Annotated in this window: 20 protein-coding genes; 8 read left to right on the forward strand and 12 right to left on the reverse strand. The window is 42.2% G+C overall.

Annotation, left to right across the window (positions count from 1 at the left end):
• Both ACTF5U_RS07395 and ACTF5U_RS07400 read right to left on the reverse strand, forming a co-directional pair.
• On the reverse strand, positions 1 to 708 hold a 708-nt coding region (locus ACTF5U_RS07395; RefSeq protein WP_438970997.1), incomplete at its 3' end, for a chromate transporter.
• Positions 709 to 805: 97 nt separating this feature from the next.
• On the reverse strand, positions 806 to 985 hold the full coding sequence (locus ACTF5U_RS07400) for a DUF2061 domain-containing protein (RefSeq protein ID WP_438970998.1): 180 nt from the start codon (positions 983 to 985) through the stop codon (positions 806 to 808).
• Between the two features lie 257 nt (positions 986 to 1,242).
• On the opposite strand from ACTF5U_RS07400, the gene ACTF5U_RS07405 reads away from it, so the two are divergent.
• Positions 1,243 to 1,710 (forward strand): Dps family protein, encoded by a 468-nt coding sequence (locus tag ACTF5U_RS07405; protein WP_438970999.1) that lies wholly within the window; start codon positions 1,243 to 1,245, stop codon positions 1,708 to 1,710.
• 63 nt (positions 1,711 to 1,773) lie between these two features.
• On the opposite strand, the gene ACTF5U_RS07410 is transcribed toward ACTF5U_RS07405, so the two are convergent.
• A complete protein-coding gene (locus ACTF5U_RS07410; protein WP_438971000.1) occupies positions 1,774 to 2,589 on the reverse strand; it encodes an ion transporter in 816 nt (271 codons plus the stop codon).
• A 131-nt stretch (positions 2,590 to 2,720) separates the two neighbouring features.
• On the opposite strand from ACTF5U_RS07410, the gene ACTF5U_RS07415 reads away from it, so the two are divergent.
• Complete coding sequence (locus tag ACTF5U_RS07415) at positions 2,721 to 3,314, forward strand: cysteine hydrolase family protein (protein WP_438971001.1); 594 nt, start codon at positions 2,721 to 2,723, stop codon at positions 3,312 to 3,314.
• A gap of 119 nt (positions 3,315 to 3,433) precedes the next feature.
• Here the strand turns inward: ACTF5U_RS07415 and ACTF5U_RS07420 are convergent, their stop codons facing one another.
• Positions 3,434 to 3,973 (reverse strand): lipocalin family protein, encoded by a 540-nt coding sequence (locus ACTF5U_RS07420; RefSeq protein WP_438971002.1) that lies wholly within the window; start codon positions 3,971 to 3,973, stop codon positions 3,434 to 3,436.
• 652 nt (positions 3,974 to 4,625) lie between these two features.
• On the opposite strand from ACTF5U_RS07420, the gene ACTF5U_RS07425 reads away from it, so the two are divergent.
• Positions 4,626 to 5,057 carry an RrF2 family transcriptional regulator gene (locus tag ACTF5U_RS07425; protein ID WP_438971003.1) on the forward strand — a complete coding sequence of 144 codons (432 nt, stop codon included), beginning with the start codon at positions 4,626 to 4,628 and terminating at the stop codon, positions 5,055 to 5,057.
• Positions 5,058 to 5,060: 3 nt separating this feature from the next.
• Here ACTF5U_RS07425 and hmpA read toward each other — a convergent pair whose 3' ends face one another.
• A complete protein-coding gene (hmpA, locus tag ACTF5U_RS07430) occupies positions 5,061 to 6,311 on the reverse strand; it encodes an NO-inducible flavohemoprotein (protein WP_438971004.1) in 1,251 nt (416 codons plus the stop codon).
• A gap of 109 nt (positions 6,312 to 6,420) precedes the next feature.
• Here hmpA and ACTF5U_RS07435 point away from each other — a divergent pair, with 109 nt between their 5' ends.
• Both ACTF5U_RS07435 and ACTF5U_RS07440 read left to right on the forward strand, forming a co-directional pair.
• The gene (locus ACTF5U_RS07435; RefSeq protein ID WP_438971005.1) at positions 6,421 to 6,987 is read left to right on the forward strand and encodes a 5-formyltetrahydrofolate cyclo-ligase; all 567 of its coding nucleotides are present in this window, start codon (positions 6,421 to 6,423) and stop codon (positions 6,985 to 6,987) included.
• Positions 6,988 to 7,017: 30 nt separating this feature from the next.
• Positions 7,018 to 7,326 (forward strand): hypothetical protein, encoded by a 309-nt coding sequence (locus ACTF5U_RS07440; protein ID WP_438971006.1) that lies wholly within the window; start codon positions 7,018 to 7,020, stop codon positions 7,324 to 7,326.
• Positions 7,327 to 7,386: 60 nt separating this feature from the next.
• Here ACTF5U_RS07440 and pqqA read toward each other — a convergent pair whose 3' ends face one another.
• On the reverse strand, positions 7,387 to 7,458 hold the full coding sequence (gene pqqA / locus ACTF5U_RS07445; protein WP_081443609.1) for a pyrroloquinoline quinone precursor peptide PqqA: 72 nt from the start codon (positions 7,456 to 7,458) through the stop codon (positions 7,387 to 7,389).
• Between the two features lie 176 nt (positions 7,459 to 7,634).
• Here pqqA and ACTF5U_RS07450 point away from each other — a divergent pair, with 176 nt between their 5' ends.
• Positions 7,635 to 8,420: a hypothetical protein gene (locus ACTF5U_RS07450; protein ID WP_438971007.1), complete on the forward strand. Its 786-nt coding sequence runs from the start codon at positions 7,635 to 7,637 to the stop codon at positions 8,418 to 8,420.
• 242 nt (positions 8,421 to 8,662) lie between these two features.
• Here ACTF5U_RS07450 and ACTF5U_RS07455 read toward each other — a convergent pair whose 3' ends face one another.
• The 3 genes from ACTF5U_RS07455 to ACTF5U_RS07465 all read right to left on the reverse strand — a co-directional run bounded on the left by ACTF5U_RS07455 (position 8,663) and on the right by ACTF5U_RS07465 (position 11,187).
• Positions 8,663 to 9,124, reverse strand: a complete 462-nt coding sequence (locus ACTF5U_RS07455; RefSeq protein ID WP_438971008.1) for a MarR family winged helix-turn-helix transcriptional regulator — start codon at positions 9,122 to 9,124, stop codon at positions 8,663 to 8,665.
• Between the two features lie 207 nt (positions 9,125 to 9,331).
• Positions 9,332 to 9,736 (reverse strand): hypothetical protein, encoded by a 405-nt coding sequence (locus tag ACTF5U_RS07460; protein WP_438971009.1) that lies wholly within the window; start codon positions 9,734 to 9,736, stop codon positions 9,332 to 9,334.
• 152 nt (positions 9,737 to 9,888) lie between these two features.
• A complete protein-coding gene (locus ACTF5U_RS07465; protein WP_438971010.1) occupies positions 9,889 to 11,187 on the reverse strand; it encodes a mechanosensitive ion channel family protein in 1,299 nt (432 codons plus the stop codon).
• Between the two features lie 149 nt (positions 11,188 to 11,336).
• Here ACTF5U_RS07465 and ACTF5U_RS07470 point away from each other — a divergent pair, with 149 nt between their 5' ends.
• On the forward strand, positions 11,337 to 12,086 hold the full coding sequence (locus ACTF5U_RS07470) for an SDR family oxidoreductase (protein WP_438971011.1): 750 nt from the start codon (positions 11,337 to 11,339) through the stop codon (positions 12,084 to 12,086).
• A gap of 69 nt (positions 12,087 to 12,155) precedes the next feature.
• Here ACTF5U_RS07470 and ACTF5U_RS07475 read toward each other — a convergent pair whose 3' ends face one another.
• From ACTF5U_RS07475 to ACTF5U_RS07485, 3 genes are all read right to left on the reverse strand, one after another.
• Positions 12,156 to 12,362: a cold-shock protein gene (locus tag ACTF5U_RS07475; RefSeq protein WP_007145321.1), complete on the reverse strand. Its 207-nt coding sequence runs from the start codon at positions 12,360 to 12,362 to the stop codon at positions 12,156 to 12,158.
• A gap of 339 nt (positions 12,363 to 12,701) precedes the next feature.
• On the reverse strand, positions 12,702 to 13,367 hold the full coding sequence (locus tag ACTF5U_RS07480; RefSeq protein WP_438971012.1) for a diguanylate cyclase: 666 nt from the start codon (positions 13,365 to 13,367) through the stop codon (positions 12,702 to 12,704).
• A complete protein-coding gene (locus ACTF5U_RS07485; RefSeq protein WP_438971013.1) occupies positions 13,339 to 13,569 on the reverse strand; it encodes a response regulator in 231 nt (76 codons plus the stop codon). Before ACTF5U_RS07485 ends, ACTF5U_RS07480 begins: the two co-directional genes overlap by 29 nt.
• Positions 13,570 to 13,759: 190 nt before the next feature.
• Between ACTF5U_RS07485 and ACTF5U_RS07490 the strand changes: the two genes are divergently transcribed.
• Positions 13,760 to 14,956 (forward strand): histidine kinase dimerization/phospho-acceptor domain-containing protein (locus ACTF5U_RS07490; protein WP_438971014.1); only part of this gene is annotated, 1,197 nt, incomplete at its 3' end.

Consider the following 14,956-nt stretch of genomic DNA (forward strand, 5'->3'; position numbering starts at 1 on the left):
ACCGAAAACCAATGCCCCTGCGCGATAAAAGGCATCAACAACAGCTAAAAGGCTATTTTTTTCTGAGAGTAGTGGCAGTGAAAATAGCAAAACAAAAAAAACGGCTAATAAGAGCCAGGCTGTTCGTTCGCTATGGCGGACGTTCAGGATATCGGAAGAAAAGAGATTGTGACTGTGGCAAAAGAGCATGCCCGCAATGGCACCAGCAATAACAACGAACATTTGAACAAAAGGGGAGTTGAAACAAAGTAAAAATATCAGTGCTGTGATGGCAATAATTCGAGTACGCCAGTCTGGACAGAGCTGTTTAGACATCAACCAGACAGCTTGAGCAACTACAACCAATGCGACTAATTTAAGGCCATGAATGGCGGCATTACTGATAGAATCCGACAAATACGGCAACCATTTTGCGAACCCAAATAACAGCAATGCTGAAGGCAATGTGAACGCAACAAAAGCGGCTATTCCGCCGAGCCAACCAGCTCGCAGCATGCCTACACTGAACCCCATCTGACTGCTGGCTGGCCCGGGTAAAAATTGACATAAGGCCAGCAGTTGAGCGAACTGTGCCTCGCTAAGCCATTTACGCTGTTCGATAAAAACATGACGATAGTAGGCAATATGAGCGATGGGCCCACCAAAGGATGTCAGTCCCAGTTTGAGAAAGGCAACAAAGACTTCGACGACCGAGCCAATATGTTTCATTAATTTTTTGCTGTTTTGATGAAAGTCATAGTCTGTATTATCCGCACCCTTTTCATTTTTTCAAAATCATGTTTCACGCTTATGAAGTTAATCCTGTTCACGTCACAGTGTGCATACGTGTCCACACCCTTTCGTGGACATAGAAAGCCACGGTATTTATCGCTGGTTCAACCAAAGCCATCGCACCACCAACCAAGACACTTCCTGTCATAACATAGCCAACAGTGAAGGCAACACAAAAGTGGATTACGGCAAAACTCATTGTTTTCTTCATCATTATTCCCCATGCGTTTCTTATATGAGAATAATTATCATTCAATGAATGTGTTTTTTCCAACAATAAATCTCACTTGCTGTAACAGGAAAAAGCATTTAACGTCTCGCCTTAATTACTATCGCTAAAACCGATTATTGTGATTTGAATAACTTGTTTTACATGTAACTGGAATTCATTATGATTGGACTTGATAATTTTCGAACGATAAACATGTTGAATTGACTAAGCAGTTCAACAATAAACAAGGAGGATAACGAATGAGTGCCATAGATATTGGTATCAACAAGCAGGATAGACAAGATATTGCAGAGGGTTTGAAACGTTTATTGGCCGACTCTTATACCCTCTACCTACAGACACACAACTTTCATTGGAATGTAACCGGTCATCAGTTTCGTGAGTTACATTTAATGTTTGAAGAGCATTATATAGAGCTGGCTGCTGCAGTTGATGATATTGCAGAACGCATTCGTACTCTTGGTGTAGCTGCACCAGGTACCTACAAGACTTTTGCTGAGTACAGCAGCATTGATGAAGTTGAAGGCGTACCAGCCGCAGCAGATATGGTCATTATCCTGACAGAAAGTCATGAGCAGGTAGTCAAAACCTGCCGTGAAGTACTGAAAACAGCTCAAAATGCTGATGATGAGTCTACCGCTGCCTTGGTTGGTGATCGCATGCGAGTACATGAGAAAACTGCCTGGATGCTGAGAGCGATGCAATAAACACCTGAAACAGTATATTAAAAGCCTAAAAAAGGAGCTTCGGCTCCTTTTTTATTGAGCGATTTACACGATTCGTTTTTCTATCAGCTGCTTGAGATCGTCAACTTGGCGTGACAAGTCAATTAATGTGGGCTCGTCTGCATGGTCTTTACGCCATTGTTCCGCATTTTCTTTATCCATTGTGTTTACTACGATGCCTATCAGCATATTAAGAAATGCAAAGGCGTTAAGAAAAATGAACGAAATATAAAATAACCAGCTAATGGGATACACAGCCATCGTCTCGTACATCACATCAGTCCAATCCTCAAAAGTCATCACCCTGAACAGGGTCAACATGGAAACAGTAATATCACCCCATAAAGTGGCATTGATATGCGCAAAGAACGTTGTTCCCACAGCAGCATAGATGTACACAATAATGAACATTAATAAAGCGACGTAACCGAGCTGGGGTAGGGCTTTGAGTAATGAATTAAGCAACGTGCGTAGCTCAGGAATGACAGATACCATCCTGAGGACACGGAAAATGCGGATGAGTCGGCCAACCAAAGCGAGCTCGCTGTCCTCGATGGGAATAAGACTGACAATAACAATCAAGCTGTCAAAGATGTTCCAGCCGCTTTTGAAAAAGTGCCACTTATTATCTTCAGCAAAAAAACGTATCGCGATTTCTATTAGAAAAAACAAGGTGATACTGTAGTCCAGCCACTTAATCGTCGTCATAAGTTGCGAAGAGATGTCATAGGTCTTCGCCCCTGTCAAAAGAGCAGAGAACAGGATGACGGTCACAACAACCATTTCAAAAATACGGTTGCTACGAATAGTATTGAACAGATTGGCTATGCCAACAGGTGGGTTAGGTCGAACGCTGTCCATTGGTGCTCCGTAAAATGAGTAATTCGCCCGCGAATAATAAGCATTAAGCAAATATATGCAAGTCTGCGTTTCACATTAAAAGCGGATTATTTGTGTTATGTTCGGCACAGAAATATAAAGAGGGAAAATAAATGACAACGACATTGAGAGATATTGTAGGGCTTGGACATGAACCGTCAGGTCTACTTGAGTCAGCACTTATCATGATTGACTTACAAAACACCTACCGTGAAGGGGTGATGCAATTAGAAGGGGTTGAAGAAGCCTTATTACGAGCCAAAGTACTGTTAAATTTAGCCCGGGATAAAAGTATACCGGTGTTTCATATTCAGCATGATGGCGGAGAAGGGTCCCCCTATGATCTGAATACAGATCTTGGCGCAATTTCAGACGAGGTGGCGCCTCAAGACGGCGAACATATTATTGTCAAAAACTTTCCGAATGCATTTATTCAAACGCCTCTGGATGATGCCCTCAAAAGTCGAGGAATCGAAAACATTATACTTGCCGGTTTTATGACGCATATGTGTGTGAACTCAACGGCCCATGGCGCATTTAATCTAGGGTATAAACCCACTGTAGTTGCTAGTGCCACAGCATCGCGAGCTCTTGAGGCGCCTGATGGTTCTTTGATTAGTGCTAAACAAGTTCACGATGCTGCATTAGCATCGACCCGTGATTTGTATGCTGCTGTTATAAAAGACGTTGACGATTTGCCAATGTGATTGTCAAGTTGGACTGGCAGAAGCCTGTTGGCCAAATTTGAGCATGTTCTGAAGGCTTAATTTGGTCAAACCTGATCATGTTGGTTTTGGTAAAAGCGTAACGAGATATTCCAAGATTCTTATTGGCTCGGCCATTTCTGAGGAACGCGTTGAATTTTATCTGGGTCATATCCCATCTCAGCAATGAGTGAGACGAGCTGAGAATAATCTTCTTCAGATATTTCCGGAGTCCGGGCCATCAGCCAGACGTAGTCTCGTTTGTTTCTTGCAATGATTGTTTGTGTGTATGCTTCATTGAGGTAAGCGATTCTGTAATCTGCCTTGATTGGCCAGATAAACTGCATTCCCCATAGCGCATTGCTGGGATGATCATTTACAAAGCCTTTGGGGTGATAGGTCTTTACTTCACCGTCGAAACTATCATCACGAAAAGTAAACGTTGTGGCTATGGTGCCATCGTCATTCAACTTATATGACTCCACAGCGTTGTGAGCGCCTTTCTCAACGATGGAGGGAATATTGGCAATCACGTACCAGTCGCCCATGAAGCGCTCAATATCCACATATTCGACTGGTTCAATAGGGGGCTGTGACATGGTCTGACAGCCAAAAATGAATGTGGACAGCATGATTATCAGCCCAGAACGGAAAAATTTCATAAACACTGGCTCCTTTTAGTCAGTGTTTACCGTCTACTGTGAATTTGTCGTGAAGCGCTTTAATGGCGCGATGTGCCTCTTATTTGTGCATGATTCGGAAGCAAATTCATATAAATCGACAAGCTTTATTTACTTGTTTCGCCATTTAACGTTTTTTTCACGCCGAGTCCTCTTAAATGTTAGAAGCAAAAAACTTTAATTTTTGATGCGGTATTAGTACTTGGGAGTCAAGCTTTGATATATGTAACAAAACCTATACGGAACTGTTGTGACATGTCAAAGGTGTCCCATGTGAAGAAAAACTTCACAAAGAAAGAAGTGTCTTCTGAACGAATCCATACGCTAAATTAAGGTTTGGGTGCACCGGGATCAGTTACGTAGCAATGTGCGTCTAGAAAAAAAGAGCCTGCTTCCCGCAGGCTCAAAGCAAACCGAAGAAGAGGAGTAACTCTTCGGCTATAACAGTTGTGACCAGTGCTGGTTGGCCCAATGTGTCTTATTTCAGATAAATGAGCAAAGCTGGCCGAATAATTGCTGGCTATATCACTATTTTGTGAATCTGATATAGCAATGCGATTACATTTAAAAGGTATATTGAATACCTATTAAGAAAAAGAATAATATTAGTTACCTATTTAGGAGTCAAGTTTTAATGCAACTCACGACACACTCGGATTACGCAATGCGGTTGCTCATCTACCTTGCTATACATCCGCAAGACAAACCCGCTACCGTGAAAGATGCAGCTGAGCGTTATAGCGTCTCTACTAATCACCTCGCAAAAGTTGCACAACGCTTAGTGCAGGAAAAAATTGTCATTAGTCAACGTGGTAGAGGTGGTGGTCTAAAATTAGCTCTTGCGCCTGAGATGATTAACATCGGTCAGTTGATCAGAAAGACTGAGAACCTCGAATTGTTAGAGTGTTTTGGTGATAATTGTGAATGTTCTATTGCCTCTGTCTGTATCCTCTACAGTGCTATGCGTAAAGCGCAAAAAGCTTTTTTTGATGTGTTAGACGAATACACATTGGCTGATGTAGTAAAAAATAAGCACCGACTGAAACAAAGTTTAAATGTCGCATAATCGTTAACTGTTGATGACAGTATTGTCACTGTTAATGTTGCTCGCAGGCCCGAAAAACTCAGTATGAATTTGATCCAATGGCACATTGGAATAACGCAACAAATTGTAGCAATGCTTTAACATCGGTTCCGGCCCACACAGATAAACGTGTGTGTTTTCAGGTGCCGGCAATAGCGTATTGATGATATCTTCATCGATAAGCCCTTCACTATCGAAACGTTTATTTTTCCTGTCTTCATCATTGGGCTCACTGAAACACGTATGCCACGTCAGTTGCTCGTGTGCTTGTGATAACGCGATTATCTCTTCTTCAAAAGCCTGCGTATTACCGTTTACTGTAGCTTGTATCAAGGTGACGGGTGTTTTTCCATCTTCTTCCAATACTGTGTGCAGCATTGATAACAAGGGTGTGATGCCTATTCCGCCGGCGATAAACACAACGGGATCCTGATTTTCCGCTGGTAAATCCCTTAGAGTGAATTCACCGCAGGGCGGAGCAATTTTGATAATATCGCCTTGCTTAATGTTGTCATGAAGAGCGTTGGATACAATGCCATCCGGTATAACGGGATTGCCGGATCGTTCACGTTTGATACTTATACGATAATGTTCCTTTCCAGGACGGTTAGATAAGCTGTAATTACGCAGCGTCGTGTTCCCATCATTTGTTGGCCATTTGACGGTAATATACTGACCTGCTGAATGTGGGGGGAGACGTGTTCCATCAACGGGTGCCAGATAAAACGATGTAATGATGTCATTGATTGCTTCACGTTTTCTAACTTCAAAGTCTTTGAATCCCTGCCAACCAAACTCATCCCTGTGTTGTTGATATATCTCCTTTTCTCGGTTGATGAAAATATCCGCTAGCACACCATACGCATCAGACCAGGCAGCGACGATCTCCTCCGTGGCGGCATCACCGAGTAATTCTCTTATCGCGGCAATGAGGTTTTTCCCGACGATTGGATAGTGTTCAGGTTTAATTCCTAATGATGCATGTTTTTGTGCGATTAACTCTACAGCATCATTAAGCTTTTCAGGAGAGTTGATATGCTCAGCATAAGCGCATATTGCTCCAGCCAGGGCTCGTTGTTGAGTTCCACGCTCCTGATGGGCTTGATTAAAAAAGGGTTTCACTTCAGGGTTGTTCTCAAACATACGCTGATAAAAAAGTGACGTTAGGCTTTCACCATGCTGTTGCAGAATAGGTAAAGTGGACTGTATGACTTTCGTCGTTTCAGGTTTTAGCATAATTAACCTTTAAAGTGGTATATAAAATACTTGTTTAGGTTGGGTAGCTTATTTGCCGCTAGCAATGAGGTCAAGCTTTTATTGAAAAAAAGTACAAAGAGAGGATAAGGTGACAAAGACAAAACAGTGGAAAAGAACGCAGCGAACTCAGATACTTGATGAGCGCACAGCAATATCAGAATCAATGCGGCAACAGATTCAAAGCAGAGTACTTGAACGTGTTCAGCGTTATTTGAAACCTCATCCGCCAGCCACATTGGGAATTTATTGGCCGATAAAAGGTGAGATAGATTGCCGTCATATTAGTGAGGATCTAATAAAAGCAGGTTGGAGGTTAGCTTTGCCAGTCATTAATAACGACACTAAATGTTTAGATTTTGCCGAGTGGTATCCGTCAACAGAAATGGTAAAGGGGGTTTGGAATATTCCGGTTCCCGTTGAATCAGAATGGATTGAACCTGAAATTTTTTTAATCCCTTTGGTTGGTTTCGATGAAGAAAATTATCGTCTTGGATATGGTGGTGGCTATTACGACCGAACATTGGCAAACAGTAAAAAGTCGGTTAGAACTATAGGTATTGGCTTCGAGCAGGGACGGTTAAAAACAATTTATCCACACGAGTTTGATATTGCTATGGATACTATCATTACTGAAAATGGTCTATATGAGTTATAACCATACAACGCTATCACTCTTGAGGTAAACATGGCACAGGTCAATACAATTGGAATGATTCTGTTTTTGTTGCTGGCGATATTCGGTGGTTTTCTCACTGGATTATTCAGTCGTTATGCCTATCAGGCTGCGGTGAGAGATTTTGGAAAATGGGTGGCGATAATGTGTAGTGTGGTGTTTTATGTCGCTCCGGTATGGGCTTTTTTGTCATTGTTTAAAGCAGATGATCTGGACATTTTTTATGGCCTGTTGATCATAAGCTTCATCGTAGGAATAGTTTACTTTAAACGGGTTGGTGGGGAGTTGTCTGATGACTCACATTACTCACCACCCGATTGACGAAAATGACAGCCATAAAAAAAGCCCCTGGAAGGGGCTTTTTTGCGTTTAATCCGAAGATTAACGGTTACAGATGTACATTGTAACTTCGAAACCGAAACGCATGTCAGAATATTCTGGTTTAGTCCACATGGTAATTACCTCCAAAAAAGTGGTTGAGCTTGTTATTTCACAAGCTATGCGCTCATCATATCGATTAGTGAAAAAGAGTGAATCAGCAGATAGCGCGTTATATCTCAGGATTTTCCTGATATCTAGTTATGAACACTTATCAATCGGGCAAACCAGCAATGCTCTAAGGAAGAAATATGACAAATAAGCTTAAAGTTTATCTTCTCATCTTGGTCGTCAGTTTAGTAATAGCCTGTATTCCTATGCAAGAAATGGGTGGTGCACAACTCTCACAAATGTTGAAAGTCACTCTGACGGTGTATGCACTGGCAAGAGGCCTGAATGCTGTCATCTCTGTGGCTCAGGGTACAGAGATGTCGATAGAACCAATGGGAGTAGGGGTGACGCTGACACCCGGTGAGCTACTGGACCCGCTTAATGACCTCATAGAACAGGTATCAACAATCTTGTTAATGGCTTCGGCATCACTGGGAGTGCAAAATATTTTATTGGCTCTCGGCGATCATCCGGTCATTCGCGTAGGCATAGCCATCTCGATTATCGTTACCATCATATTAATTTTGATGCGGGGTGTTAGTCTTGATGTCAAACAAGGGGTTATCAAATTGGTGCTTATTTTGAGTTTACTCAGACTCGCAGTACCTGCTGTTGCCATTGTTTCTCTTCAGGCGCAGGATTGGTTGGCAACGGAGAGACAACAGGCGATAAAGACACTGCAATCAACCCGTGATGATGTCGATCTGATGAATACTCAAAATACTGAAGAAGAGCGATCGTGGCTGGATGGATTCAAAAATAAGTTGGATATACAGACGAAAGTAAATTCAGTGAAATACCAGGCAGAGCAGAGTGTCGAAGCAGCGATTTATATACTTTCTGAGTTTATGCTTATCATGATTTTTTTTCCGCTCCTTTTTGTCTACTTGCTGATCAGGTTAACTGCCACGATTCGATTACACTGAATAAAAGTGCCGTGTAGCTATTCGGAATAGTCTCATGGCCAGGATGCTTACATACTTGTTAAACATGAACATTCATTATGAAGCTGAATACAAGAACAAAAATAACTGCCAATGCAGTCAATATTAAAAATTGGCTAAACGCTAACCAAAATGAACCCGGTTTAGAGTCATTGCCCCGTGTTGTTATCATTTCAATCCCCATAATAAACAACCTAGAGTGACACGGTAGCGCTTATGTCACTCTAGGACGCAGCAGATTGTTTGTCTTCCCTGTGGTTAAGACTTTCCGTAACACTATTAAGCCTGCTGAGTAGCTCAAAGAAATCCTCGGATGAAAGTTCTGTCTGGCATGCAACTTTGTTCTGAACCTGTGCGATAAAGGGTTCCAGATTTTTGGATTTTTCTGTGAGAAAAAGCCGCACAATTCTCTCATCTTGATCGGTGCGTTCTTTATTCACTAAGCCTGCAGTCTGAAGCCTTTTGATAATGGGAGATAAGGTGCCTGAGTCAAGTTTTAACCGTTTCATGACATCTTTAATCGCTATCCCATCTTTCTCCCAGAGAACAAGTAAAACTAGATATTGAGGGTAGGTCAGCTCATATTCGTCCAGCAGGCTTCTGTACAATCGAGTGATGCTATTTGTGGCGGTGTACAAAGCAAAGCATAGCTGCTTATCAAGTTTCAAGTTGTCGAACTGGCTCATGTTGAATAATCCCTCTCAATCAATTTCTAGCATATAGTTATCTTGTGTGCAAGAAGTATAATACGTTTCAAATTTACCTATATTAACGTGAGAATGTTATTAGATGCTAACTTTTGATTAATGACGTATGAGGAAAGACCACAAAGGATCGAGTTTGCAAGCTTTTAGAGAGAGTTATGGTGTCAGTGATGTACTGATGGGAAAGCGTTAAATTAGACGGAGTTTGGGCAAAAGCAGACGAATTTGTTGTTTGATTTCTTCAACGCTATAGCGGAAAACAATGGGAAAAACCTGGTTTTGTGAATCAGGCTCAATGAAAGGATTCACTTCGTAACCTTCAAAAAATAATTCTGCACGAGCACGGCATATGTTCTGTATACCATTGTTGAAAGAAGCGTTGTCTTTCGCCAATCTATTTTGTTGGCCTATTGTCCAATCCATCATGCGCCAGTTTTGATGACAGGTTTCAGCTAATTGATTAATTCTATCTTCTTTGATGGTTGAATCTTTTTCAACGATCGCGAGCGTGTCACGGGCTGATTCAGCAAAACTCTGATTGAAGCTGATAAGAAAAAGCACTGTAAGTGGAGCGATAAAAGGGGATAATTTCATGAGTGCCTCACAGCCATCAGTATTTTAGTTTAATAAGCATGATTGAAACCTTGAAGCTGTGAATAAAAAGTGAAAAGCTATCCTCAATCCAGCATAACCAGATAACACATCATATAGCCCATAAGGGGCTTATAAATTTCGTCAGCGAATGGTTATTTTTCGAGAATTTTGACTTCCCGTTGTGGGAATGGAATCTCTATGCCATGTTCCTTTAATACATCCCATATCATCAACAGGAGATCAGCACCTACACGGTTGGGGCCGTCGTCAACACCATCCATCCAAAATTCAACCAGAATATCGACACCAGAATCGGCAAAACCTTTAATTTCTGCATCCGGACGCTCCTCAATAGGAATGTCATCACCACTGATAACTTGTGGGTGGCTAGCAACGACTTCCCTCACTACTTTAATCAGTTTGTGCAGGTCCGTTTTGTAAGCAACTTGAAAATCGAGTGCATAACGTTGTTTAGTATTTTTATGTGTCCAGTTTGTGAAGCTGGTCGTAATAAATTGCTCGTTTGGCACCATGATGTCTTTACCATCAAAGGTTTCGAGTGTCGTCGAACGCATATTGAGTAGCCGTATTGTACCGCAGCGGCCATCTTCCATTTCCACGTAGTCTCCCACGCTCAGTGAACGATCCAACAATAAAATAATGCCGGAAATAAAATTGGAAGCAATCGCCTGTAAACCAAAGCCCAAACCAACACCCAAGGCACCACCGAAAACAGCAAGTGCAGTGAGGTTTATCCCCATAATTTGGAGCAGTAATAGGAATACGACGAAAAATAATCCAACTTGGAATAACTTGGCAAATACCTCTCGCGTTCCGATATCAAGATCGTGCTGGTTACGGATCATTTGTTGACCGGCGCTGTTTGATAAACGGCCGAACCAGAACAACACACTACCAAAAATCAATACTCTGGCGACACCATAGGCAGATATTTTAAAGTTACCGATTTGGAGTGAAATGGTTTCCAGATACGAGACGACTTCGTCCAACCAGCCAAATACGTGTAATACCGCGATAGGTAAAATAAAGAATGTCGCTAATTTGCGAAACAATTGTTTTTCGACAAAGCGATTGATAATCGAATAAAGCATAAAGATGACGGCGAAACTCAGACCAATCCGTATCAGCCAGCTTTGATGGATAAATGAATGTCCAATATCAACGGCTACCGACAAAGCCAGCACCAACATAAGCGGAAGGATGAGCTCTCGTAACCGGTAGATACCTTGACGCAAGTTTAATACAGGCCCTTGATTCGGTTGCTGACGTAATAAAGGCGAGCTTGTTTTGAGGAATTTTGAAACCGCAAATGCCAGTAATACAGCAAGTAAAATTAAACCAAGCTGGGAGTAGAACTTTGGGCTACTGAGCCAATGCATGGTGGTGCTTAAATAGTGTTCTAGCGTGCTTTGATAAAGTTCTAAGTCCATATCTGTTTCTTCTTATAAATCTTGTCAGTAACATAATGTAGGTGTTTGAGACTGCGATAGCAATAAGTGGGCTTTAGCTCACCGCTACTATGGCTATTCATGTCATCATAACCTTCTTCTACACAAGCAACTATGCAGGAGAGATTTTTATGGCTATTGCGTTTGATATTGTAGATAAAGTGGCATTAGTGACCGGAGCTAATCGGGGGATAGGAAAATCTATTGTCGAAACCTTTTTGGAGTACGGTGTAAGGAAAGTTTATTTGGCGGTGCGTGATATCAATAGCGTGACAGAACTTGAAAACCGTTATCCGGACAAGTTAAAGGTGATTTATTTGGATCTCACACTGCCCGACACAATTACCGCTGCGGCATCCATTGCACAGGATGTTGAGCTGGTCGTCAATAATGCAGGGATATTGAGGAATGCAACGCCATTGGAGCCCACTGCGATTAATGCACTTGATGCTCAAATTGATATCAATGTGAAAGGGCTTTTACGAATGGCTCAGGCTTTTTCACCAATACTGAAATCTAATGGTGGCGGAGCGCTTGTACAATTAAATTCGGTGGCTTCATTAAGGTCATTTCCTGCTTTTGCTACCTACGCTGCTTCGAAAGCCGCCTCCTATTCCATTACTCAGGCTCTAGGTCAGCAATTAGCAGATCAGAATACAGCGGTATTGAGTGTTCATCCAGGTCCCATAGCGACAGATATGGCAAATGAAGCCGGTCTGTCTGATATTGCTGAACCGACACGTCTGGTAGCTGAGGGAATCATTGAATCACTGAGAAAAGGTGAATTTCATCTGTTTCCCGACAGTATGGCAAAAGAGTTGTGGTCAGTTTATGAGCGGTTTGCCAGGCAGGTGATAGAGACACCTCTGGAGGAGGAATAAAAAAAGCCCCGCAATAGCGAGGCTTTTTTATCAGTCAGACTCGATGTCGAGTCTTAAGCTGTTACTGGATTAAAGCGCAGTAATGTTTTCAGCTTGTGGACCTTTAGCACCTTGAGTTACTGTGAACTCAACGCGTTGGCCTTCGTTCAGCGTTCTGAAACCGTCGCCTTTAATTTGGCTAAAGTGAGCAAAAACGTCTGGACCAGATTCTTGTTCGATAAAACCAAAGCCTTTCGCTTCGTTAAACCATTTTACAGTACCAGTAGTTGTAGACATAAAAAATCCTAAATTTATCAATAAATAATATGCCTCATAACGAGGCGGGTATAGCTGGAAGGTGTGCAGAGTACTTATTAACAAACAGGACGAGCTACTGATTTGGTAATGCATCGAAATGAAAAATAAATATTCAGATCAACTTTCAAGCTATGGTCAATGTATAGGGATTTAAGGTGGCTGTCAAAATTATTTTTAACGAATGCCAAAGCCAGTCATGCCGGGCTTTTGAATAATCTTACACGTGCTTTGATCATTGTGCTTAATCACAGTATCTCAAAACCATTTTGTGAAGTTGGCATAACTTGCTATTGAAGTGTGTGCAGCTGTGGTGATCGATTAACCGAAATGTGCCGTTGCAGACAGCTCTGAGGCCAGTGTTAGTCGGTTGCGACCAGACTTTTTGGATTGGTATAAGGCTTGATCGGCACATTCGAGCAAGCTGGAGAGATCCGCTTTTTCATTATCTACGCCCTGTATCACGGCCCCGAAACTCATTGTTACCCTAACTCCATTGCCATTGTGAGGAACCGATCTCTGTTCGATGGCCCGACGTGTACGTTCCAGAATCATCCTGGCTTCAGCTTCGTTGCCTATCAGAGCAAAGACAAACTCTTCTCCGCCATAGCGGCCGATAACATCATAGGAACGCAAATTGTCATGAAGAGATTGGGCGACCTCTTTAAGAACCAAGTCGCCCACATGATGGCCGTGATGGTCATTCACGTTCTTGAAATGGTCGATATCACAGATCCCAATACAAAGTGATGTCTTCTCACGATTCGCCCGAGCCATCTCTTTCTGAATAAGCTGGATTGCTGCGCGTCGGTTATTGAGCTCAGTGAGTTCATCAAGGTGCGCTAGTACGTCCAGCTTTTCCAATGTTTTATTGAGCGTATCCTGCATATCAAGCATACGTTTGGCGACGTTTACCCGAGCTCTTAACACTTCAGGGTGGTAGGGTTTTGAGACAAAATCATTGGCGCCAGCGGCAAGACCACTCACTTAAATGATGGCACAGGCTCAAGCCATCCAAACCGGGCATTTCCCAATCGAGCATTAATAACGTAGGCGGATTGGGCTCAGCCATAATTTGTAATACCTTAAGACCGTCTTCAACAGCGACTGTTTCATATCCCCAGATGTCTATCGTAGCCTGTAAGATTTGACGACTGGTCAGGTCATCATCAGCAATCAACACCTTCATAGATTTTCTTCCAAGATAAAGCTTGGGTAAGATGTTTTTAGTGTAATTTGTGCTGCCATAACCTGTCACTTATAAATATTTACAAGTAGTATTGTATCGAATTTTAAATGTGCACAATATACGTTGTGCACAATCAGTGGGTTACCAGTGAATGGGGCCTTGGAAATCCTAACAAAAAGCGGGGTAATGCATGGAGCATACAAGTGATTTCATGCCACATGGGTTTTGTATTTCGTGGGACGTGCCATTACTGACGCTGCACGTACTTTCGGACATTTTCATCGCACTGGCCTATTTTTCAATTCCCTTGGGCATTGTTTATTTTGTCAGTAAAAAAGAGGGCGTTAACTTCAAGCCGGTCTATTATTTATTTGCTGCTTTTATTCTGGCTTGCGGCATTACCCACTTAATGGGTGTCATCACTTTATGGTTTCCGCTTTATTATCTGGCAGGTTTTTTCAAACTTATTACAGCGATAGTGTCTGTTGCCACAGCTATTTATCTCATTCCCAAGCTGTCCGATATGGTGGCTTTGCCCGATCTTAATGAATTGATTCTACTCAACAAAAAGCTCACTGAAGAAAATCTTTCGAGACAAAAAGCGGAAGCTGATCTTGTGGAGAGCAGAACAAAGCTCTCTGAGAGCAACAAAATGTTGTCAGCGGTACTGGATGCGATTCCAGTACGCGTATTCTGGAAAAATACACAACTTGAATATCAGGGCGCGAATAGTCTGTTTTTGGAAGATGCCGGTTTTTCCGAAATGGAAGAGATTATTGGCAGGTCAGATTATGACATGCCCTGGCCACAAGATATTTCCGACAAGTTCAGAGACGATGACAGGGCCGTCCTGGCTGATGGTAAGGCATTATTAAATAAAGAGGAACGACTTGTTGATAAAAGCGGTAAACAGCTCTGGGTTAATACCAACAAAGTCTCTTTAAACAATGATGACGATGAAATAATCGGGGTCTTAGGGACGTTTGAGGATATTTCTCAAGCAAAAGCTGCAAAACAGGAGCTTATCGTCGCTAAAGAAGAGGCTGAGCAGGCCAATAGGGCGAAAAGTGAATTTTTATCAAACATGAGCCATGAATTACGTACACCACTCAATGGTGTTATCGGAACCCTCAACTTACTCTCTAATACCTCACTGAATAACCGTCAAGGTAATCTGGTCAAAATCAGTAAACAGAGTGCGGAAACCTTATTGGGTTTGTTGAACGACGTATTGGATTTGGCCAAAATCGAAGCAGGTAAGTTAGAGCTCGAACTTTTCAATGAAGATATGAATGACCTCCTTTCTGATGTGGCAAGAGGCATGGCTAGTCGGGCTGAAGAGAAAGGCTTAGAATTACTTTGCCCGGCTCATTTCCTCTCATCCTAT

Source organism: Methylophaga sp., assembly GCF_965655755.1.
GTDB lineage: Bacteria > Pseudomonadota > Gammaproteobacteria > Nitrosococcales > Methylophagaceae > Methylophaga.